Origin of the sequence: Dyella sp. ASV21 (genome assembly GCF_016428975.1) — a bacterium.
Classification (GTDB): domain Bacteria; phylum Pseudomonadota; class Gammaproteobacteria; order Xanthomonadales; family Rhodanobacteraceae; genus Dyella.
This window is the reverse complement of sequence record NZ_JAELTT010000024.1, coordinates 1-21636: the sequence shown is the minus strand read 5'-3', so window position 1 is coordinate 21636 and position 21636 is coordinate 1. Positions and strand designations below refer to the sequence as shown.

The following is a 21636-nucleotide window of genomic DNA, read 5'->3' as shown; positions in this document are numbered from 1 at the left end:
GGCATGGATCGCCTTGCCGCGGTGTGACGCTAATCCTGCGTCGCCAACCGGCACCGCACATCGATGTAATGATCCAGGCCATCGTCCGTCAGCAAGATGCATTGGCCGCCCTGAAGCTCGCCGTCCAGGCGGACCTGATCGCCATCTTCGCCATCGTCGTCCCGGGTGACGGTGATGTGATAGTCCGTTTCGGCGTGCCGATAATCCAATTGGAACGACTGCCAGTCCGCCGGCAGCACCGGCGCGATGCACAGGTACGCGCCCTCCATGCGCAGGCCAAGCAGCGACTCCACCATCAGTCGATACATCCAGCCCGCCGAGCCGGTGTACCACGTCCAGCCGCCCCGCCCCACGTGAGTGGCCGCCGCATAAACATCGGCCGCGACGACATAGGGCTCGACCTTGTAGATATCCATGGTCTCACTACTGAGGCTATGGTTGATGGGGTTGATCATGCGCAGCAGCTCCCACGCATGCTCACCATCGCCCAGCTTGGCAAAGGCCATCGTTGCCCATATGGCCGCGTGGGTGTATTGGCCGCCGTTCTCACGCACGCCGGGCACATAGCCCTTGATGTAGCCAGGATCGGGCACGGAGCGATCAAACGGCGGGTCCAGCAGCTGGATGATCCCGATATCGCGACGCACCAGCCGCTGGTTCAGCGAAGCCATGGCTTGTCGCCGGCGCGCATCGCCGGCTGCGCCGGATAGAACCGACCAGCTCTGGGCGATCGAATCGATCTGACATTCCTCATTGCCGGCCGAACCCAGCGGCGTGCCATCGTCGAAATAGGCGCGCCGATACCAGGCGCCATCCCAACCATGCCGTTCGAGGCCATGCTTGAGCTGTTCGGCCTCGGCTTCGCAGTGCGCGGCAAATGCCTCATCGCCACGCATGCGCGCAATGGGCGCAAACTGAAGCAACACGTCGTACAGAAAGAAACCGAGCCAGATGCTTTCACCGCGACCATGCTCGCCCACGCGGTTCATGCCGTCGTTCCAGTCGCCACACCCCATCAACGGCAACCCATGCGAACCGCGCGACGCGGCGTGCTTGATAGCGCGCACGCAGTGCTGATACAGGGTTTCACGCAGTTCCGAATGCGCGGGTAGATCGTAATAGGACTCCTCATCGAGATTGACCGTGCGCCCCTCGATATAGCCGGCCACCTCGTCGAGCACCCCGCTGTCCCCGGTGGCAACGACATAGCGGCAGGTGGCCAAGGGAAGCCACAGGAAGTCGTCGGAACACCGCGTGCGCACACCCCGGTCCAACGGCGGATGCCACCAATGCTGTGCATCGCCCTCCGGAAACTGATGCGCCGCGCAAAGCAGAAGATGCTGGCGCGCGCGGTACGGTGCCGCATGCACCATCGCCATGGAATCCTGCAACTGGTCACGAAAACCGATAGCGCCGCCCGACTGGTAATAGCCGCTACGCGCCAGGAAGCGGCAGGCAATGGTCTGGTACATCAACCAGCCGTTGACGAGCACATTGACCGCAGGGTCCGGCGTTTGCACCTGAACCTTGCCCAGCGTCCAACGCCAGTGAAGGCGCACGGCATCGAGCGCGGCCGCCGCCGAACCCAAGCCCCGGCATCGCTGCACCAACTCGACCGCCGCCTTGGTGTCACTGGCAAGACCAAGCCGAAAGATGATCTCGTACTCGTCGCCATCATCCAGGTCGAACGGAATCTGGATCGCTCCACACGGATCCAGCCCCGCCCCCACCAGCCCCGACAGGCGTGCATTCGCCATCGCCGCGGGCGCACGCATACTGCCGTTGCGGCCCAGGAACTCACTGCGGTTCCCCGTCACCCTGCGCCCAGGATTATCGACGTCGAAGAACGCCACGCGATCCGGAAACTCCGTGTTGTAGGCGTTGCGCGCAAATATCGCGCCCGTCACCGGATCGGACTCCGTGACCACGTGCATCGCGGTGCGGGAGCGCAAGTCACCCAACACCCACTCCACATACCCCGTGGCGGACAAGCGCCGCAGTCGACCGGAGCCGTTGCGCACTTTCAACACCATGTACTTGACCGGAAGATCCAGCGCGACATACACCCACAACTCCGAGCGCACGCCATCCTCGTTGTGCTCGAACACGCTATAGCCAAACCCGTGCCGGGTCAGGTACGCGCCCTCGCCCCGTCGCGGCAAGGGCGTGGGCGACCAATAGCGGCCGGTTTGTTCGTCACGCAGATAGATGGCCTCGCCGCTGGCGTCGGTCACCGGATCGTTACCCCATGGCGTCAGGCGGAACTCGTGCGCGTTCTCCGCCCACGTATAGGCGCCGCCGCTTTCGGACACGATGGTGCCGAACTGGGCATTGGCCAGCACATTGACCCAAGGCGCTGGCGTGGCCTGTTCCGCGCCCAGCGTAATGACGTACTCGCTACCGTCGGTACTGAATCCGCCGTACGGGCTGCGCAACTGCAGGGCGCCGGGCGCCACCTCGGCCATCGGCTTGACTTCGCTATACCAGGGAATCCGGCTCTCGGTGACCTGCAAGCGCGCCGGCTTGGTTCGCAGTTGGCGGCGACCGATCTGCTCGACCAGGCTCCCCCGGTTGTCGGCCAGCACCAGGCGCGCGACGGCTTGCACCAGGATGCGATCCTCGTTGGATATCTGCTGGGCGGAACGCACGAAGATGCCGCCAGGCCGATCGATCAGGCTGGCCTCCACCCCGGACGCGATCAGGCCCATGATCTGATCCTGCAGTTGTTGTCGGTAGCCCTCGTGATCCTCGTTCCAGATCACCAGGTCCACCGCCAGACCCTTGAGCCGCCAATACGCATGTGCCTGGACCAACTGGCGCACGAGCTCAATCTGGGCCAGGCGGGATACATGCAGCAGCACGATAGGCAGGTCGCCGGAAATCGCCTGCCCCCACAGGCCCGATTGCCCGCGCCGATTGGCCCGCAGGATGCCCGCCTCGGCGCGCAAGGATGCATTCGCGTAAATGATGGATGTGGCCATATGCTCATAAAGCTGCGCATCGGCCAGGCTGGCATTGAGCTGACGCAACAGCACCTGACTGTGTGTCCAGGCGAGATCGAATACACGGTCGGCCAGGTGACGGTCCCGGTACTTGTCGATCAGGTGAATGCAGGCATCCCGGGTCTCGCCAACCCCGGTCACCATATCCACCAGCACCGACTGCTCAGGCTCCAGCGTGATGCGACAGCGAATAGCGATGATGGGATCGAGTACCGAGCCCTCGCTGTCCGACAGTCGACCGGCAGCGCCGTCCATGGCTGCAGGGTTCGCCAGGCTGCGTCCCCGACCGATGAAGCGCGCGCGGTCGGTCTCGTACGATATCTCGTCGATGTCGGCATCGTGCACGGCCATCAGATGACACATCCACGGCACCGGGTCGCCACCGGTGCGCGGCCGCCGCGTGCACACAATGGCCTGCAACGAGCGGATAAGCTCGGTTTGCACGAACAGGTTGCTGAAAGCCGGATGCAACGCATCAGCGATGGCCGGCGCCAGGACCACCTCGGCATAGCTGGTGATTTCGATGGTGCGGCGGGCGCGTCCGCGGTTGGTAAGTCGAATGCGGCGAAGCTCGATGTCGTCCTCGGGGGACACCACAATTTCGGTATGCGCATCGAAGTCGTGCGCTCGCACGCGAAACTCGGCGCGTGCGTCGGAGAAAATGGCCTCGTAATGATCGGTCGGCGCCAGCATCGGCTGATGGGCGGCCGACCAGCACTCGCCGCTGGCCACGTCACGCAGATAGCAGAACATGCCCCAGTTGTCGCAACTGATGTCCTCTTGCCAACGCGTAACCGCCATGTCGCGGCAGCGGCTGTAGCCGCCGCCGGCGCTGCTGACCATCACGTGATATCGGCCATTGGAAAGCAGCTGCACCGCCGGCCTCATCCGATCCGGATCGGTGAATACACGCAAAGTAGCTTCCGGCGCGGGTGCGGCGCCATTGCCCGCTAAAAACTCGGCCGTGTGCAGATACTCCATCGCCGCCCTGGGCATGCGCTCCTGCAGCAGGAGCAGCGTCGCCTGCAGGCTGGGATCGGACTCAAAGCGCCGCTGCATCGGCTGGTGCCCGAGCACATGGTCCAGCGCCAACAGGCTCATGCCCTGGTGGTGGACCATGAACGACAACACCACCGCCGAATGCTGCCCACGCTGTAAACGTGCCGGCGTATAGTCGACCGCCTCATAGAACCCAAAACGCCCTTCCAGCCCCTCGCCGGCCAGTCGCTGCAGATTTGCACACGCCGCCTCCGGCGCCACCATCAACGCCAGGGCCGTGGCATAAGGCGCCACCACCAGCTCATCGCCAAGGCCGCGCTTAAGGCCAAGGCCAGGCACGCCAAATGCGCGATACTGATAGTTCAAATGCGCATCCACCGTGTTGTATCCGGATTCGGATATACCCCAAGGCGAACCGCGTTGATTGCCGTACTCGATCTGCCGCGCCACTGCCGCGCGACACGTCTGGTCCAGCAGCGTCCCGCCGTAGCTGGGCATGACCAGCATGGGCATCAGGTATTCGAACATCGACCCGGTCCACGACAACAGCACCGGATCACCATCCGTCGCAGTCAGCAGTCGCCCCAGCGCAAACCAGCTTTCTTGCGGCAATTGCCCCTGGGCGATGGCCACAAAACTGGTGAGCCGAGCCTCCGACGCAAGCAGGTCGTAATAACCGGCATCAAGTCGGCGCTCATCCACGTTGTAGCCAATGGCAAGCAGGTCGCGCTGCTCGTCATAGAGAAAGCCATACTCCATGACCGCAAGCTCACCCAACTGGCTCGCGAGCCGCTGGATGAGCGCGATGATCTCGGTCGCCGCCTGCCGCACCTCCGGTGAAATGCCCGATGCCATCGGAACCAGGGGATCACCGCCAACGGCACCCAGCTGTCGCAAGGATGGCATGCCTTCCGGCCACGGATCTTCTTGCGCATCGAATACCCAAACGAACTGCCCGAGGTAATCACTCGCATCCCGGCACTGCGTCACCAGTGCCGACAGCCAGAGGCTGCCGTCGCCCTCCGCATCGATATCCAGCGAGGCGGCCACGGCCTCAGCCTCCACGAGCAGGCGGTTCATGCTGGCCTGTGCCTCGGCGAGCGTGCGCGGCGGCGCCAGGCGAACAGCCTCCATCTGCTGCTGAAAACCACCCAGCACAGCCACGTCCATGCCGTACACACGCAATGCCCCGCGCACCAGCTCAAGCGTGTCTTCCAGGCCATCCAGCAGCCGGCTATCGAACACGGGATCGTCGGCCAGCGCCAACAGCCCGGCACGCAGCGTCAGCAGGTGCCCCGCGAGGTTGCCGCTGTCCACGGCCGAGATGTAGTGCGGTGGCAGTGGCTGCAGGGAAAGCGTGTCATACCAGTTGTAGAAGTGCCCCCGATGACGCGCCATGCGCTGCATGCTGCTCAGGGTGTGCCCGGTACGATCCAGCAATCGGCCCGCCGTCAGATAGCCGAAATCGTAGGCCGCCAGGTTCGCCAGCAATGCCAGGCCCATATTGGTTGGCGACGTGCGGTGCGCCACGATCAGGGAAGGCTTTTCCTGGATATTGTCGGGCGGCAACCAGTTCTCCTGCGGCCCGACATGCACCTCAAAGAAGGCCCATGTCTTGCGCGCCAGTATCCGCAGGAAACGCAACTGGCTCGGGTTTGGCTGGAACGCGGCGCTTGCCGGCGGCTCACTCAGCCACCAGGCGACCGCCGGCGCGACCAGCCAGGACAAGAGCACCGGCCCCGCCACCACCAGAACCATCGGCCATCGAAGCGCCAACACGCCCAGAAACACCACGGCCAGGCACGGTGCGGCCCACATCAACCGATACAACCCCAACAACGTCGTCTTGCTGCTCCGCTCGACATCCCGCGAGGCACTCCACTGCAACAGGTTTCGCCGACTGACCGCCATGCGCCACAGCGTTCGCACCACCGCATCCATATTGGATAGCGCCTCATGCGGCAGCCATGCCAGTGCGAGCAAGGCGCGCAGAAAGTGCTGACCGGCCGCACGCAGCGCCACTCGCAGATGCTGATCGAGCGGTAGATCACGGGATATCTGAACAAGGCCAAGCAGCGATGTCAGTAACGGCGGCACCCACAGCACGGCCAGCACGCCGATAGTCCACCCGACCGCAGGAGACATGCAGAGCCAGCCGAGCAAGAGCAGCACAAGCAACGCGAACGCAACCAGACTGCGACGCAGGTTATCGAAGATCTTCCAGCGCGAGAGCGCCGACAAATGGCTGGGAGCACGTGCACCATCAAGCCCAGGCGGGCGACGCAGCAGCCACGGCAATAGCTGCCAATCGCCACGAATCCAGCGATGCCTGCGACGCGCATCCGCGCTGTAGCGGGAGGGATATTCCTCATACAGCTGCAAGTCGCTGATCAATCCCGAGCGGGCATAGCAGCCCTCGATCAAGTCATGACTGAGAATGCTGTTCTCGGGGAACCGATCGCCGATGCAAAGCTCGAAGGCATCCACGTCATAGATGCCTTTGCCGATGAACGATCCTTCCTCGAACAGATCCTGATAGACGTCGGATACGGCGCGGGTGTAGGGGTCGATACCGGCATCGCTGCCGAATAGCCTTGCATAGATCGAACGCGCGGCACTGGGCAGGCTGATGCCGACGCGCGGCTGGAGAATGGCATAGCCCGCAACGACCCTTCGCTTACCGGCGTCGTAGACCGGCCGATTGAGCGGATGGGCCATGGCACCGACGAACTGGCGCGCCGCGCCGCGCGGGAGCTGCGTGTCGACATCCAGTGTGATGACGTACTTGATATCCTTGAGCACGGCGACCCGGCCGACAATCAAGGCGAATCGATCGAGGCGACCTTCGCGCAGCAGCGCATTGAGATCGGCAAGCTTTCCTCGCTTGCGCTCGTAGCCCATCCACATCTTGTCGATGGCGTTCCACCGCCGGGGCCGATGAAACAGAAAGAACCGATCGGCGGCCGGGTCGGCATAGATCTCATTGAGCGTGTCGATCCGTCGCTGCGCCATCTGGAGCAAACCCTCATCCTGCTCCATCACTTCAGCATGTGCGTCCGTGAAATCGGTCAACAGCGCAAAATGCAGGTGATCGTCGCGATTGGCGAGAAAACGAACCTCCAGACCTTCGACGAGATCGTCGACATCTTGCGGGCAGGAAAACAGGGAGGGGATCACCACCAGCGTACGTACCTGGCTTGGCAGCCCCCGCGAATAGTCCATGCGCGGCAACATCTGCGGTCGAATCACGATCGATGCCAGCCAATTCACCAGACTGATCGCCAACTGACTCGCCACCAAAATCACCGGGGCCGCCATCAATACGCGCCCGAACCCACGCACGCCATGATTGCCCAGGGCATTCAACAGTGGCCAGGCAAGCAACAGCGTCAGCAGCACGATCGCACCCATATAGAACGTCAGTGGCGCCCGGGTGACCCGCTCCTGCCAGGCATCTCGAAGGGGCAGCCGGGCATGGATGCGCTCTTCAAGTGCAGGCAGCCCCTTGCCGACCAGGTAGTAGCCGACATGCGCCTGAGCTTCCCCGCCCTCACCGGACTGCCCGTACTGTTGCGCAAGCTCGATGGCGACAAGCGCCACCTCGGCTTCGGGCAGCGCGCCAAATCGCGCCAGTCGCTCCACCACATGGCGATAGTGGTCACGCGTGGCGAAATCCATCGACGGATAAACCCCCACCGGGTCCTCTCGCAAGATGCGCTCAACCGTGCTGGTGCTTTCCACGAACTCGCGCCAATCCATGGCGGAGAGCATGCGCAGGCTACCGATGCTGTTGCCGATGGATACCTGGTCGGCCGCCTGCTGCTGCGCCTCCACCTGCACCAGACGCTCGATGTTCAAGCCGGATTCGGCCAGATGCTGCTCGATCCAGTTCAGCGGAAGCGCCAATGCGGGCCCCTGCCCCTGCAATCGCCGCGTCAGCTCGGCAACGAACGAACTGGTCATGGGCGGGTCGGATCGCGCCATATCGGCCACTGCGAGCACTATGCTCTTGGGGTCGCGCTCGGCAATCTCCGTCATCCGATCGGCCCATTTGTGCGCGAGATTGCGGTCACCCCAGTCGACCATGACGCGCGATGCGACACGCCGAAGGTTCTCGATCAAGGCGAGCCGCAGCATGATCGGAATCGCCCACAATTCACCGAGCGTGAGCATGGTGACAGTCTGGTACGAGGAGACGAAGCGACTCAGGCTTTCGCCATCCACGCGACCGTCACCGTGGGAAATGGTCTCCAGCGCGATATCGTAGACGCGCGGCAACTGCGCGGACGGCCCACTGAGCAAGCGCGGCAGCTCACGACTGTAGCCTTCCGGCAAATGCCTCTGCGCCGTTCGAATCTGCTCTTCGATCAAGTAATAGTTGTCGAGCAGCCACTCGGCGGCCGGCGTAATTCGCCGATCCGCGCGATGAGCCCGCGTGAGCATATCGCAAGCATGCGCGAGCACCGCCTCATTGTCCGCCAGGCGATCCAACAGCGAGTTGTCGCGCGAGTTGGCGCTTGCGCGGTGCGCGCTGGCGAGCGCAGCGCCATGCAGATCCATCTGCTCGGCGCTGAACAGCTCCGAGCGCAAGGCGGGCTCAGGCACGTGCGAGATAGGCCGACTTAAAGAACGTCGACGCAAGGCCACCCTGAGACGACGGAGCGAAGACGCAGAGAGCGGGTTACGGATCTTCAAAAGCCACGTTCCCGTCTTGAGATCAAGTAGAGCGGTGAAATGCCATGCACCGCGCGCATGGACGTCGCGACGACGCCCAGACGTTCATTTCTACTGTCTCATCGGGAAGGATGATGTGAAGAAGGCAGGCACCAACGCGAAACCCCGTGAATGTCTCGGCGCGTTGACAGAGCAGTCACGCCGAGAACACCGCAAACCCCGCGAAATCAGCGCCCGCGCGAGCCACCCGGGATGGACGGCGGCGCGCGCGACCCGGAAGACATCCCGGGGGCATGCGCCGCAGATCGCCCACCGGACACGGCATGCCGGCGATCATTGCCGCGCACGGGGCCTACCTGATAACCCGGGCCCCAGCCTCCGTATTCGACACCGTAGGGCTCGTAATAGTCCAAGCCGCCCACGACATCCACGCCGCCGCCATACCCGCCTCCTCGAACCACGCAGCCGATCGCGAAACTGACAAACAATCCCACCATCAGGGCGCTTACCGACCAACGTAGCGAAGGGATGCTCATGGCATCACTAGCTTGGTTTCGGCGTCGGGCCACTCCAGCAGACCAAACGGCGTGCCGTTGGGGTCGGCAACCACGGCGACCATGCCGCCATGACGATCGATTCGTGGCTCGACCAGCACCCTGCCACCCAATGCCACGACGCGCGCGCTCATGGCCGCCGCATCGTTGACACGAATGAAATTGAGCCAATGGGAATACGCGACGGATCGATTGCCCGGAAGGGTATTGGCGCTGGCGCGTGCGTAGCTGTCCGATGCCAGCAACAGATGCTGCTCCGCTGCATCGCCGGTTACGTCGTAGATCTCGTAATGGAATAGCTTCTGGTAGAAAGCCGCGTCCGCGTCCGGGTCATTCGTTATCAGCGCGCTCCATATCCACTCGCCGGGCGCTGCCAGCGTATCGGGTGGATCCCCGCTACTGGAGGCCAGCACGGCGAAAACCGCACCCTGAGGATCGCTGAACACGGCCTCGCGGCCTCGCCCGGGAAAGTCGCGCGGGCCGTATAGCAGTTTCGCCCCGTCCTGCAATGCGGAGCGTTCCGTTGCATCGACGTCCCGCACCGCCAGGAAGCCCAGCCATGCGGGCTGCTTCCTGGTGCCAGGAGTTAGCGGCTTCTGCATCAACTCCGCCACCAGGTGCCCATTCACCAGCGCCGCGGCGTATTGCCGGTCGCCACTCCGATCATTCTGGAAAACCCAGCCAAGCAAGCCGGAGTAGAACCGCTCCGTCGCTGCGAGATCGGGAGTCACCAACTCCACAAAGATCACTTTGCCGACATGGTGCTCTTGACTGGGCGGCATGACGAGCGACGGCCAGGGCGGCGAAGAACCTATGGCAGGAATCGCTATGGCCAGGACCAGGACCCCCAGAAGCACACTGTAGGGCGCCTGCCACTCGGTGACCGGCACCGCCGGCTTGCTCGTCGCACGCCGCCTGGATTTGTTACCCACCGCCCTCGACCACAAACGCGCTTTCATAGCCTTTCTCCACCACGGTTTCGTGCTCATCGAAACCTAGTCGGAGACCCGCCCGCTGTCGGTTCGCTATCGCACCCAGCGTGCCGTGTAAGCGCCCAGGATAGGCACGCTCTCCTGCGCGGCCATGCGGCACCGTCACCATCGTCGACCTTGCCGCCGAACGGGCAGCCGGCGTGAACGCGAACAGGGCCGGAATCAAGGCCGCGAGGGGAGGAATACGTTTCATATACCGACCCTCGTGAATCCTTGGGTTCGGCGATACGCTATTGATGTACGCATCGAGGTGCGCTGGTGCGCGCATCCAAACCGACGCCGCGCACCACCGTCGCGCGCCGCCACGAGGACCCAGGCGCAAGGGGTGCATACTCGTACCGGGCGCCATGGCGTGCACCTTGACCGATGAAACCGCTGCGCGACGGAACCCAGGTGGCCACCGATGTCACAGAGCCCCGAAAGTAGGACCGGCGATGAGCACGCCGCCTTGCGCGACGGCCCGCGTCCAAAGCCGTTCTGGCGACGCCTCAGCGCCGGCCTGATCACCGGCGCCGCCGATGACGACCCCAGCGGAATCGCCACCTACTCGCAGGTAGGCGCCGCCTTTGGCTACGGCATGCTTTGGTGCATCCTGCTCACGATACCGCTGATGATTGCGATACAGGCCATCAGCGCTGGAATAGGCCGCGTAACCGGCCGCGGCCTGATGACCGGCATACGAAACCATTATCCAAGGCCCCTGGTCTATGGGCTGGTCGCGTCGATAGTGGCCGCCAACGTCATTAACCTTGCGGCGGATATCGGCGCCATGGGAGCCGCGCTGAAACTGCTGATAGGCGGTCCGGCACTCGCTTATGCGGCGGTATTCTCGGTGGTGTCCCTGCTCTTGCAGATGTTCATCCCCTTCCCTCGCTACTCACCCTTCCTCAAGTTCCTCACGCTCAGCTTGTTTGCCTATGTGGCAACGGTGCTCGTTATTCATGTGCCCTGGGGGGCCGTACTCAAGAGCGTAGTCGTACCTCACATCGTCAAGGACGCCAAGTACGCCGTCGGCGTGGTGGCCCTGCTGGGAACCACCATCAGCCCTTATCTATTCTGCTGGCAGGCGTCGCAAGAAGTAGAGGAAATGTGGCCGTACAGCCAACGAAAGCCGCTCAAGATAAGCCCCTCGCAAGCGCCCGCCGCCCTGCGACGCATAGGCATCGACACCAGTGTCGGCATGATCTATTCGAACGCCATCGCTTTCTTCATCATCCTGACGGCCGCCGTCGTGCTGCATGCGCATGGCAAGACCGACATCAACACATCCGCGGATGCCGCTGAAGCCCTACGGCCGCTGGCCGGCAAGCTGGCCTTTGCACTTTTTGCGGCAGGCATCATCGGCACCGGCTTGCTTGCGGTTCCCGTGCTTGCCGGCGCCACGGCTTACGCGGCCTCCGGCGCGCTTAACCAACGCGCCGGGCTGAGCCACAAGCCCAGGAACGCCAAGTTCTTCTATGGTGTATTGATCGTGGCGAGCGTGGCAGGGATGGCACTCAACCTTACGCCCCTGGACCCGGTGAAGGCGCTGTATTGGAGCGCCGTCATCAATGGCGTGGTCGCCGTGCCGCTGATGGTCGTCATGATGCTGATGAGCTCTCGAACCAAGGTGATGGGGGCATTCACCCTGCCGTGGTTCCTCCAGCTGTTCGGCTGGCTCGCGACAGCGGCGATGGCCGCCGCCGCGATCGTCATGTTCATCACCTGGGGAAAGTGACCTGTGGCCAGACCCCCATGCCCGACCATCACCCAAAGATGCCCACACACCCGCACCTAAGTGGCCCGCACTTTCGAGAATGATGGCCATGCCTCGCGGGCGCCGCCCCGAGCTGCCGGGATGCGCACCGGATCGAAACCGACCAGCATTGCATGGGATTCACGGCGACAACGGTCGCCTTTCCATGGGCATGGCAACTCTGAGAGCCCCGCAAAAGACGCTCACGCCGGGCCGGCCAGCCCCTCCCGATGGTGAAGCTCTGACACCGTGACGCGCAGCTTGCCGCTGCGTGTCAACGCAATGTCATCGACGAACTGGAAGTTGAGAGCCACGCTGGCGCCAAGAACCCTATGGACCTCGTGTCGAATGAAGGGCAGCGCCTCCTCCTCGAAATCCTTGCCGCGAACAATGGAAATATCCAGCTGATCCAGCCGCCGCTGCACCACTTGAAAGCGTTCGATGCCCCGCACTTCCTTGAGCATATGGGGAAAAAATATGCCAGGCAGCAAATGCCCATCGGGACTGATAATGGCGTCGAGCACGCGGCCGTCCACCCGACTCAGCAACGGCAAGCCCCGGCCGCAACTGCAAGCCCCATCACCCTCGGTCGCCATATCGCCGTTGACGTAACGAATGAGCGGCATGCCGTAATTGAACAAGTCGGTAACCACCACGTCACCAGGACGCCCGCGCGGAACGGCGCCATTGCGATCGACCAGCTCCACCGCCAGATGATCGGCATTGACATGCAACCCACAGCGCTGCTCGCACTCCGCCGCGATCAACATCACCTCGCGGCAACCGTAGGTATTGAACGCCGGACAACCAAAAGCCTTCTCCAACAACTCACGTTGAAACTCGTGCAGCGCCTCGGCGGCACCCACAATCGCCCGTGGCTGATGAATGGACCTTCCGACGTCGACCAGCCATTGCGCCAACCTCACCAGGGGGCCGACATAGGCAACGATGATTTCGGGTCGATAGCGATCGATGGCGTCGGCGTACTCCGCCATGTTGGCCTCGGTCATCTGAAAACTATTCAGCGTGCGGCGCGCAAAGGCGGCGTTGTACAACCGATCTTTCAGGCGCCGCATACGGCCTGATTCACCGATGGCGCCCGCCCACAAATACATCGTACGGCGCCCCATGCGCGAGCCGGCCCACTCATAACCGCGCCACATCACGGCGGTGCGCCGGTCGTTGCTTTCCCGCGTATAGCCAAAACGCAGCGGCTCGCCGGTGGAACCACCGGTGGCCTTGAACAAGAGTCGGTCGCGCCACGATTCGGCCTGAAGCTCGTCAAAATGATTGCGGATATCGTCTTTGCTCAGCAAAGGGAGCTTGGCAAAATCATCGGGGCACTGAATATCCTCGGCGGTAATACCGAGTTCACGCCAGCGCCGACGATAGAAGGGAACCTCGCGCTCGCAGTGCGCCAGAAGCCGCTTGAGGCGAGCCCACTGCAACGCCACCACCCCCTCGGGAGGCAGCCACTGGCTGCTCCGATACTCACTCAACCATGAGAGCGTGCTCCGACGACGGAGCCCGGTCTCGTAGGCCGGGTACAGCACATGCTGGAAGGCCGTCTCATACCAACCGCTCATGACGCGCCCCCACTGAGACGGAGGCGCGCAAACCTAAACCATTCATGCATGACAGCCACACCTGAGTCATGGGTGGAGGGGTACGCCAGTCGGAAGAATCCGTTCGTGCAGCGACGACGCCGTGCGCCGACCGGCGACGCGAGCAACCTTACAAAAGGCAGCACCGCCGCTCCGTTCGGTATCACACACAAGACCCTGTCACGGCGACCACGGGCAACGTCGAGCCTCGATCTCAATGATGTGTACGACGCCGCACATACAAATCCACCACCAACGGCGATGATCGCTTTGTGCGCTTCTTCACCCCGTGCGCACTGGTCACCTTTCGAAAGACAGGCGTGATTCAAGGCTGGATACCGCGACGCACGCGCAGCGCTTTGCTTGCCTTGGATCACGCAGTGGCAATGCCGGAGAAGGTTTGATCCTTTATACCGATTCGCCCTGATCCGCTCGCCACAGCCATCACCAGGGAACCCTCGTCACCCACAAGGAGTACGCCCTTATGAACGAACCCAAGCGCAGGCACATCTACCGGACCGCGGCCCTGGCGACGCTCGCCATGGCCGCCACCGCACTGGCCATGCCGGCACAAGCGCAACATGACCGCCATGGCGGCGAACATCGCCAAGAGGCGTACTACGGTCATGACGATCACCGAAGGGGCAGCGACGATTTCGCCATCGGCGCCGTGATGGGCGTGGCCGCCGGCGCGGCGATTGAGGGCGCTTATCAGCCGCCGCCCGTGGTGGTCTACCAGACCGCACCGCCACCGCCACCACCGGGCGTGGTGTATTACGCCAATGGCTACCCGCCCTAAGCGCAGCTCGCCATGCGTGGCTTACGTTATCGACGGGCTCCCCAGGGCTTGGTCGATCCCATTCGGCAATCCTTTGAGCACACCGCCATGAAACCCAGCACTCGCTTCATCGCCACGCCGATCGCACTGGCGTTCTCGCTGCTTTCCCTACCCGCCATGGCCCAGGACACGAAACCTGCCATGCAGGGCCCGCCTTCGACCAACGCGACATCCACGCCCAGTCATGCGCAAAAAAGCCAGGACGTGGTGGAGCAACGCATCAAGGACCTATACGCGGAACTGAAAATCACCGACAAGCAGGCGCCGCAATGGAATGCTTTCGCGCAGACCATGCGCGACAACGCGCAGAAGACACGCACGGCATTTCATGATCGCGCGCAAAAGCTTTCCTCGATGAACGCGAACGATGCCATGAGCTCCTACGCGTCGCTTGCCCAACTCCACGCCGACAACATGAAGAGCTTGGCGTCCTCCATGCGCGACCTGTACAGCGTGCTCTCCGACGACCAGAAAGCCATCGCCGACAGTGCCTTCAGGAACGAGAACCCCAAGCATGCATCCATGCATAAACATGAGGCCAACGCCACGAAGACCGCCCCGGCCACCATGCCCATTTCCAAATAGGCCCACGGAGCACGAATCCATAGCCGCCGGGGCTATGCCTGGTGGGTCTTGAGCTTGTACCAAAGCGTTCGCTCGCTCACGCCAAGCAGGCGCGCCGCGGCTGCTTTATTGTTGTCGCTACGCGCCAGAGCGTCCTCGATGAGCTGACGCTCTAGCGACTCGACGCGATCCTTCAATATCAACGAACCCTCTGGGGACACTATGGCCGAAGATGGTGCCGCAGTGCCCACACCCGATACCAGCTCGGCAGGAAGTTGTGCCATGGTCAGCTCATCGCCCCGGCAAAGCACGACGGCACGCTCCATTAGGTTCTCCAACTCACGGACATTGCCCGGCCACGCATAGGCTTCAAGCCGTTCAAGTACGGCGGCGCTCAGCCGCGGCGTGACGCGCCCGAGCTCCAGCGCGTACTTGTGCAGGAAGTGATTGGCCAACAAAGGCAAGTCGCCGCGCCGCTCGCTCAGTTTCGGCACGTCGATGCGAACGACATTGAGACGAAAGTGCAAGTCGCGACGAAGCTGGCCTGCCTCCATCGCCTCCACGGGATCGCGATTGGTGGCCGCTACCACGCGAAGATCTACAGCGACGGACGCATTGGCACCAAGCCGCTCGACAGAACCTTCCTGCAATACGCGCAACAACTTGGCTTGCAGATTAACCGGCATTTCAGTGATTTCATCAAGAAAAATCGTGCCACCACTGGAGAGTTCGCACTTGCCGACGCGATCGCGCAATGCACCGGTAAATGCTCCTTTGACATGGCCGAACAGCTCGCTTTCCAGCAGATCCGCTGGAATGGCTGCGCAATTGATAGGCACAAACAGACCGGTGCGCCCGGATGCAGCATGCATGGCACGCGCCACTAACTCCTTACCCGTACCGGTTTCGCCCACGATGAATACACTGCTACGCGCAGGGGCGACCTGCTGGATCAGCTCGTAAAGCGATTGCATCGCTGGACTGACACCGATGAACTCGCCCCAGCCGCGTGAAATCTCCTCGCGTAGAAAGCGGTTCTCACGCTGCACGGCATGCATGGCCAGCGCGCGCGCAACGGCCATTTCAACGGTTTCCATCTCAAAGGGACGGATGATGTAATCGATGGCGCCGAGCTTCATGGCAGCGACAGCCGTCTCGATGGTGCCGAACGCAGTCATTACGATGACTGGCACGTCATGCCCGCGCTGGCGCAAAGCCGCAAGCAACGCGATGCCATCCATGCGCGGCATGCGCAGATCGGTGAGCACTAGGTCGACCGACTGCTGCTCAACTTTGGCCAGCGCGTCCGCGCCGTCGGCCGCCTCCACCACCACATGTCCCAATGACTTTAGCGACAGCTCGAGGATGCGGCGCATCTTCGCCTCGTTATCCACCACGAGTATCCGCTTGACGCTCATCAGCCCTGCCCTTGCACATGGAATCGAAGGTCAAAGGATGCACCACCCCAGGCGCTCTCGCCTACCATGATTTCGCCGCCATGGACCTGCACGATCTGCTGCACGATGGTAAGCCCCAGGCCAATGCCGCCTTCACGGCGACTGAAGAAGGGGTCGAAGATCGACTGACGGAGGCCCTCTGGCACGCCAGGGCCATCGTCCGCCACACAGATCCACAGCACGGAGGCATCAACCCGCGTAAGAACCTGTACGCGCCCCTGCTCGCCCACGAAGGCCAATGCATTCAGGACGAGATTGAGAAGCACTTGCATCATCTGCTCGCGATCGCAGCTGAAGATCAACTCCTGCTCGCCAAAATTGCGCGACAGGGATACGCCAGCCTTGTCCGCACGCGAGGCCAGCAGACCGATGACGTTGTCGACGACAGCATGCAGATCGTGCGGCCGAAAATCGGGCGGCGCCGGGCGGGCACACTCAAGCAACAACGTCACCAGACGATTGAGACGCTCGGTCTCGCTGAAGATAAAGCCGATCAATTCGTGCTCGCGCTCACCAAGGTGGGGCTGACGCTGCAATAGCTGGGCGGAACTGCGCAGGATGCCCATGGGCGTACGCACTTCGTGCGCCATGATGGCAGCCATTTCACCCACCACTGCAAGCTTGCCGGCGCGAACCACCTGTTCACGCGATCGGGCCAGTGCATCGATCATTTCCACATAGGCACGATGCAACTCCTGCACCTCAGATATATGCGTGGTGGCCAGCGGCGGCATGGCCGATTCTCGCTGCCGGAAGCTACGCGTAAACTCGGTAAGCGCGACGATGGGCAGGGCAATGCGATTGGCCAGTCGCGATGAAATCCACAGACTGGCAAGCAAGGTCAACCCAAGCACGGCCAACATGGACCACAGCAGCCGCCAGATAGGCCCAAACGAGACCGCGGTCGGCTCCATCATCACAATGTGCCAACCCAGCCCCTCAAACTGCTGATAGCCGGCCGACATGGCGGCACCGACCAGAACGGTGCCGTAGCCCAAGGCCGCACCATCCCGCACATAAGAAACCGAACCGTGAGCTGGCAAGCGCCAGTCGAGCTTTAACTGCGAAACATCGACATGCGAGCGCACGCCGGCTGAAGCAGCGATCACATGACCATGCTCATCGACCAGGAGAAGATTACGAGAGCCGTGATCCACCGCCTCATCCAATAATTGCTCGATGGCGCGCCAGTCGAGCACCGCATAGAGGTAGCCAATGCTGCCTTGGCCGAACGCGTTGGGCACTGGCACCCGCAGAGTCGCCCCCCAGCCGTCTGCCGAATGGGTTTCGGCTATCGCTATATTGCCCAGGCGCGCACCGGGTATCGGCCGCCAGGCGCCGCCCGATGGCTCTTGTCCACCAATGAGTGACGGTTGGCTGGCCGCCACGACCCGCCCCCGCCCATCGGCACAAAGCAGCGCGGCGTAGGCGGTGCCCTGCCCGGCATGCAGGTCCGAAAGAACGTGCGAGAGACGTTTGTCGACATCGTCGACCCGGATGTCCTGCATAACCTCCAGCCCACTCCACACGCGCATGTTCTCGACATGCGAGAACACCAGGGTATCGATGCGCTGCATCACTGTACTGGCGCCGAAGCGGAGGTTCCCCGCAATCTCCCCGCGCAATGCTGCGCGAAACTGATAGAAGGACACCACGCCCACCACCAACACGGCACCTAACAGGGTCCACAGCAGCAGGCGAAACAGGGCGGATCGTGTGGTCAAGGGCGTGCGTCGCGATGGTAAGAAATCGAGGTGATTGTGGATGGCTCCAGACGTCGCGCTTTGCGACGCCCTGTCCAGTGTCGCAGAATCTGCTGCGGCACCGGGACACCCTACAGGGCCACCTGGTTGCTACCACCAATCCGGCTGCCGCCACGCATGCGCCTCACGCATCGGGCGGCACCACAAAGCCCTCGAGGCAAGGCATCACCATGAACCGGCCCATTCGTTGCCTCCTGCGCCAAGGCCTTGCCGCCACCCTGCTGTGGCTGGGCCACGCTGCAGGCGCCCAGGCGGCGGATACCGGCGACAACAGCTGGCAGCCTACGCCCTACACGCTGGGCCAGGGCCTGTACTTCCCCGGCCAAGGGCTGCGCATTGGCGGCTACGCCGACTTCAACTTCTACAATGTGCAGGGTACGAACACGAAGTACAACGTGCGCGAACTGAGCCTGTTCATCACCAAGGACCTTGGCACCCGCTGGCAGCTCTTCGCCGAAATCGAAGCCAGCAACCCGGTCAACACCAGCAGCCACGGCGACGACGACGATTCCGAGCTGGACATCGAGCGCCTGTATGCCGATTACCACGCCAATCAGGCCATCACCTTCCGCTTAGGCAAGTTCCTTACCCCTGTAGGCGAATGGAATCTGGTGCATGCCGACCCGTTGACCTGGACGGTGTCGCGCCCACTATCCACCTCCGCCGCTTTTGCTCGCCATGCCACGGGCGCCATGATGTTCGGGACGCTCCCGATGCAAGGCAACGACCTCGATTACTGGGTATTCGCCGATGACAGCAAGAACTTGAACATCGGGCACGACGAGGACAACGCGTTCACCAATTACGGCACCAACCAGGCGCTGCACAACAATTTTCGCCAGGCCTTCGGAGGCCGCGTGCTCTATCACCTGCTGGGTGACTCACTGAACATCGGCGCTTCCGCCGTGAACTACGAGCTGGAATCGCCTCGTCAGAAGTACCTACTCAGCGGCATCGATTTCAGCTGGACCTCTCGCTACCTTAGCCTTACCGGCGAAGGCATCTATCGCAGCAGCACCAGCAAAAACCCCGACGAACGAGGCGGCTTCGTACAGGCCGAAGTGCCGCTATGGCAACGCCTCTACCTGATCGAGCGCTATGAACGCTATCGATCCTCCAGACCCGCGCAGACCACCACCGTCCACGCCACCGCGATCAATTACAAACCGATCCAAGGGGTGGTGTTGAAACTGGAGTATCGCGACGGCTTGCACAATCAGGCGCTGGCACCGACCGGCTGGCTGGCCTCGATCGCCGTGCTGTTTTGAGCACCGACGCGATGCGCGCCAACCGCAGCCAGCGGGTTCGGCAGTTCGTCGTCGACGGCCTGCTGATGCTGATGCTGGCCCGATCTGCCGCAGCCGCGCAGCCGCAGATCGCCATCATCACCGCACCGGATGCGCCGCAACTGACACTCGATCACAACATGCTGAGGGATGTGTACCTTAAGAAGGTTTTCGTGGACGGCCAGGGAACACCCCTGACACCCGTCAATCTACCCAGCGGCGCGCCGCTGCGCGAGGCGTTTACGCGTGTACTGCTGCACATGGATGGCAATCAATTGCAGGACTACTGGGATCGCCAGTACTTCCAAGGTGTGAGCCCACCGTATGTACTGGCCTCGCAGGATGCCGTCGTACGTTTTGTCGCCACCACCCCAGGCGCCATCGGCTATGTCGCCACTTGCCACGTCGACACAAGCGTGCACGTAGCGCTGACGGTCAGCCTACCCGCACGCACCATCGACGATATCTCCGATTGCTCGGAACACCACACGCCCTGATCGGCGACACAAACCCCGCCAATTCTTGCAGACAAAGTTTGCAGTCTGCAGATTTACGCGCTCAACCGATGCCCTCTAAAAACGGCGATATTGCTTATAAAACAGCCACCTGAGCGACTGGCATGAAATTCGCTGGCATCTGACCGTCAGCCATTTCGCGAGCGTCGCCGTGCCCCAGCAAGCCCACGCCATCACGCCACCCCGCATCCGGTCTCACACTACGCAAACCGCGAGCTTGAGCACGCCCGTCACCACCGGGGCGGGTGCCGCTTGAACGGCGCCCCTGTGCAGCCCCCGGATGCCATGCCCCGTAAGGGCATCTTCCGCATCCTGGTTTGTCGCCCCAATCATCGCCTGGGCAACACGATCCTGTTGACGCCACTGATCGCCGAACTGGAGCGTCACTTCAAAGGGTCGGAGATCGATGTGCTCTCCGAGGGAGATATAGCAAAAGAGGTGTTCTCGACCTACTTCAGCGTGAAGAATGTCTACTGCCTGCCCAAGCGAGGCTTCAAGCATCCATTGAGCTTCCTGCGTTTACTGCGTCAGATGCGGCGAACGCGCTATGACTTGATCATCGACCCCTGCCTCGGCTCCGGCTTCAGTCGCGCCATGACGCGATTGCTCCATGGAAACTACAAGCTTGGCTTCAGCGATCGGCGAGAAGGCGCTGGACTCACCCACGCCGCGCCGACCCAGGTGGCGATGCGGCACATGGCCAAGCGCCCCGTGAACCTGCTGCGCTGGGCGCTAGGCCAGCCCACAACGAGCGAAGAAAGCTACCCGCTGCTGGACATGCGCCTCGCCGATGCCGAGCTGGCACATGGGCGCCACGTGATTGATGAGTTGCTGTCGGCATCCCGGCAAACCAAATCACTGCCTGTGGTGGGCATATTCGCTAACGCCACGGGCGCTAAACGCTACCCGATGGAATGGTGGCGCGAGTTCATCGACACCTTCAAAACACTTTGCCCCTCGGCCAGCATCATCGAGCTTATCCCCATGCATGGGCATTCGATGCTCGGCTCCGAATGGCACGGCTACTACTCCTCCGACATTCGCCGAATGGCCGCGGTGATGGCCGGCATGGACATGGTGATCACTGCCGACTGCGGAGTGATGCACCTGGCCGCAGCCGCCCAGGTATCCACGGTGGGCATGTTCTGTGTCACCGATGCCAGCGTCTACGAGCCCTATGGTCCGGGCAATAGCGCCCTCTCGACGCAAGACCTGTCCGCACGCGAGGCCGCCTGTCGCATCGTGGCGGCCCACCCGGACATGCTTGGACGCCTTCGCTTTGTGCTGCGCGACGACAACCAGCTCCCGCTGCGCGACACCAGCCCGTTCAAACCACGAGCTTTAACGCCATGAACAACACCAGCACAGCGTGGGTAATCATCGGCATGATTGGCCAGATCATCTTCTCCGCCCGATTCCTTCTGCAATGGATTCATAGCGAGCACCGGCGCGAAAGCAGCATACCCTGTCTCTTATACACATCTCCGAGCCCACGAGACCCGTGACCGAATCTCGGTTTGCGGGGGGGGGGGGGAAAGGGGGGGGGGGGGGGGGGGGGGGGGGGGGGGGGGGGGGGGGGGGGGGGGGGGGGGGGGGGGGGGGGGGGGGGGGGGGGGGGGGGGGGGGGGGGGGGGGGGGGGGGGGGGGGGGGGG

General features: G+C 62.6%; 14 protein-coding genes. 7 read left to right on the top strand and 7 right to left on the bottom strand.

Annotated elements, in window-relative coordinates; translation table 11 throughout:
* Positions 1-29 precede the first annotated feature (29 nt).
* The 4 genes from JHD67_RS10265 to JHD67_RS10250 form a co-directional block, all read right to left on the bottom strand.
* Entirely contained in the window at positions 30-8591 is an 8562-nt protein-coding gene (locus tag JHD67_RS10265) for a glycoside hydrolase family 94 protein (RefSeq protein ID WP_233171795.1), read from the bottom strand.
* A 311-nt stretch (positions 8592-8902) separates the two neighbouring features.
* The gene (locus tag JHD67_RS10260; RefSeq protein ID WP_199099089.1) at positions 8903-9211 is read right to left on the bottom strand and encodes a hypothetical protein; all 309 of its coding nucleotides are present in this window, start codon (positions 9209-9211) and stop codon (positions 8903-8905) included.
* A complete protein-coding gene (locus JHD67_RS10255; protein WP_199099088.1) occupies positions 9208-10011 on the bottom strand; it encodes a VOC family protein in 804 nt (267 codons plus the stop codon). The genes JHD67_RS10260 and JHD67_RS10255 overlap by 4 nt, the downstream gene beginning before the upstream one ends.
* Positions 10012-10153: 142 nt before the next feature.
* Positions 10154-10414, bottom strand: a complete 261-nt coding sequence (locus JHD67_RS10250; protein WP_199099087.1) for a hypothetical protein — start codon at positions 10412-10414, stop codon at positions 10154-10156.
* Positions 10415-10624: 210 nt separating this feature from the next.
* Here JHD67_RS10250 and JHD67_RS10245 point away from each other — a divergent pair, with 210 nt between their 5' ends.
* Positions 10625-11938 carry a divalent metal cation transporter gene (locus JHD67_RS10245; RefSeq protein WP_199099086.1) on the top strand — a complete coding sequence of 438 codons (1314 nt, stop codon included), beginning with the start codon at positions 10625-10627 and terminating at the stop codon, positions 11936-11938.
* Between the two features lie 221 nt (positions 11939-12159).
* Here the strand turns inward: JHD67_RS10245 and JHD67_RS10240 are convergent, their stop codons facing one another.
* Positions 12160-13542: a phenylacetate--CoA ligase family protein gene (locus JHD67_RS10240; protein WP_199099085.1), complete on the bottom strand. Its 1383-nt coding sequence runs from the start codon at positions 13540-13542 to the stop codon at positions 12160-12162.
* A 502-nt stretch (positions 13543-14044) separates the two neighbouring features.
* Here JHD67_RS10240 and JHD67_RS10235 point away from each other — a divergent pair.
* Both JHD67_RS10235 and JHD67_RS10230 read left to right on the top strand, forming a co-directional pair.
* Positions 14045-14359 (top strand): hypothetical protein, encoded by a 315-nt coding sequence (locus JHD67_RS10235; protein WP_199099084.1) that lies wholly within the window; start codon positions 14045-14047, stop codon positions 14357-14359.
* A gap of 87 nt (positions 14360-14446) precedes the next feature.
* Positions 14447-14983, top strand: coding sequence for a Spy/CpxP family protein refolding chaperone (locus tag JHD67_RS10230; RefSeq protein WP_199099083.1), 537 nt, complete (start codon positions 14447-14449; stop codon positions 14981-14983).
* A gap of 32 nt (positions 14984-15015) precedes the next feature.
* On the opposite strand, the gene JHD67_RS10225 is transcribed toward JHD67_RS10230, so the two are convergent.
* Positions 15016-16380 carry a sigma-54 dependent transcriptional regulator gene (locus JHD67_RS10225; RefSeq protein WP_199099082.1) on the bottom strand — a complete coding sequence of 455 codons (1365 nt, stop codon included), beginning with the start codon at positions 16378-16380 and terminating at the stop codon, positions 15016-15018.
* Positions 16380-18143, bottom strand: coding sequence for an ATP-binding protein (locus JHD67_RS10220; protein ID WP_199099081.1), 1764 nt, complete (start codon positions 18141-18143; stop codon positions 16380-16382). Before JHD67_RS10220 ends, JHD67_RS10225 begins: the two co-directional genes overlap by 1 nt.
* 209 nt (positions 18144-18352) lie before the next feature.
* Between JHD67_RS10220 and JHD67_RS10215 the strand changes: the two genes are divergently transcribed.
* The 4 genes from JHD67_RS10215 to JHD67_RS10200 all read left to right on the top strand — a co-directional run bounded on the left by JHD67_RS10215 (position 18353) and on the right by JHD67_RS10200 (position 21488).
* A complete protein-coding gene (locus JHD67_RS10215) occupies positions 18353-19450 on the top strand; it encodes a porin (RefSeq protein WP_199099080.1) in 1098 nt (365 codons plus the stop codon).
* 11 nt (positions 19451-19461) lie between these two features.
* Complete coding sequence (locus JHD67_RS10210; RefSeq protein WP_199099079.1) at positions 19462-19965, top strand: hypothetical protein; 504 nt, start codon at positions 19462-19464, stop codon at positions 19963-19965.
* Between the two features lie 303 nt (positions 19966-20268).
* On the top strand, positions 20269-21336 hold the full coding sequence (locus tag JHD67_RS10205; RefSeq protein WP_199099078.1) for a glycosyltransferase family 9 protein: 1068 nt from the start codon (positions 20269-20271) through the stop codon (positions 21334-21336).
* Positions 21333-21488: a lipid-A-disaccharide synthase N-terminal domain-containing protein gene (locus JHD67_RS10200; RefSeq protein ID WP_199099077.1), complete on the top strand. Its 156-nt coding sequence runs from the start codon at positions 21333-21335 to the stop codon at positions 21486-21488. Before JHD67_RS10205 ends, JHD67_RS10200 begins: the two co-directional genes overlap by 4 nt.
* Positions 21489-21636 lie beyond the last annotated feature (148 nt).

Excerpts from the sequence above, each read along its gene's own strand:
- JHD67_RS10260 (WP_199099089.1), bottom strand. The coding sequence starts at position 9,211 with ATGAGCATCCCTTCGCTACGTTGGTCGGTAAGCGCCCTGATGGTGGGA.
- JHD67_RS10255 (WP_199099088.1), bottom strand. The coding sequence starts at position 10,011 with ATGCCGCCCAGTCAAGAGCACCATGTCGGCAAAGTGATCTTTGTGGAG.
- JHD67_RS10250 (WP_199099087.1), bottom strand. The coding sequence starts at position 10,414 with ATGAAACGTATTCCTCCCCTCGCGGCCTTGATTCCGGCCCTGTTCGCG.
- JHD67_RS10245 (WP_199099086.1), top strand. The coding sequence starts at position 10,625 with ATGTCACAGAGCCCCGAAAGTAGGACCGGCGATGAGCACGCCGCCTTG.
- JHD67_RS10240 (WP_199099085.1), bottom strand. The coding sequence starts at position 13,542 with ATGAGCGGTTGGTATGAGACGGCCTTCCAGCATGTGCTGTACCCGGCC.
- JHD67_RS10235 (WP_199099084.1), top strand. The coding sequence starts at position 14,045 with ATGAACGAACCCAAGCGCAGGCACATCTACCGGACCGCGGCCCTGGCG.
- JHD67_RS10230 (WP_199099083.1), top strand. The coding sequence starts at position 14,447 with ATGAAACCCAGCACTCGCTTCATCGCCACGCCGATCGCACTGGCGTTC.
- JHD67_RS10225 (WP_199099082.1), bottom strand. The coding sequence starts at position 16,380 with ATGAGCGTCAAGCGGATACTCGTGGTGGATAACGAGGCGAAGATGCGC.
- JHD67_RS10215 (WP_199099080.1), top strand. The coding sequence starts at position 18,353 with ATGAACCGGCCCATTCGTTGCCTCCTGCGCCAAGGCCTTGCCGCCACC.
- JHD67_RS10210 (WP_199099079.1), top strand. The coding sequence starts at position 19,462 with ATGCGCGCCAACCGCAGCCAGCGGGTTCGGCAGTTCGTCGTCGACGGC.
- JHD67_RS10205 (WP_199099078.1), top strand. The coding sequence starts at position 20,269 with ATGCCCCGTAAGGGCATCTTCCGCATCCTGGTTTGTCGCCCCAATCAT.
- JHD67_RS10200 (WP_199099077.1), top strand. The coding sequence starts at position 21,333 with ATGAACAACACCAGCACAGCGTGGGTAATCATCGGCATGATTGGCCAG.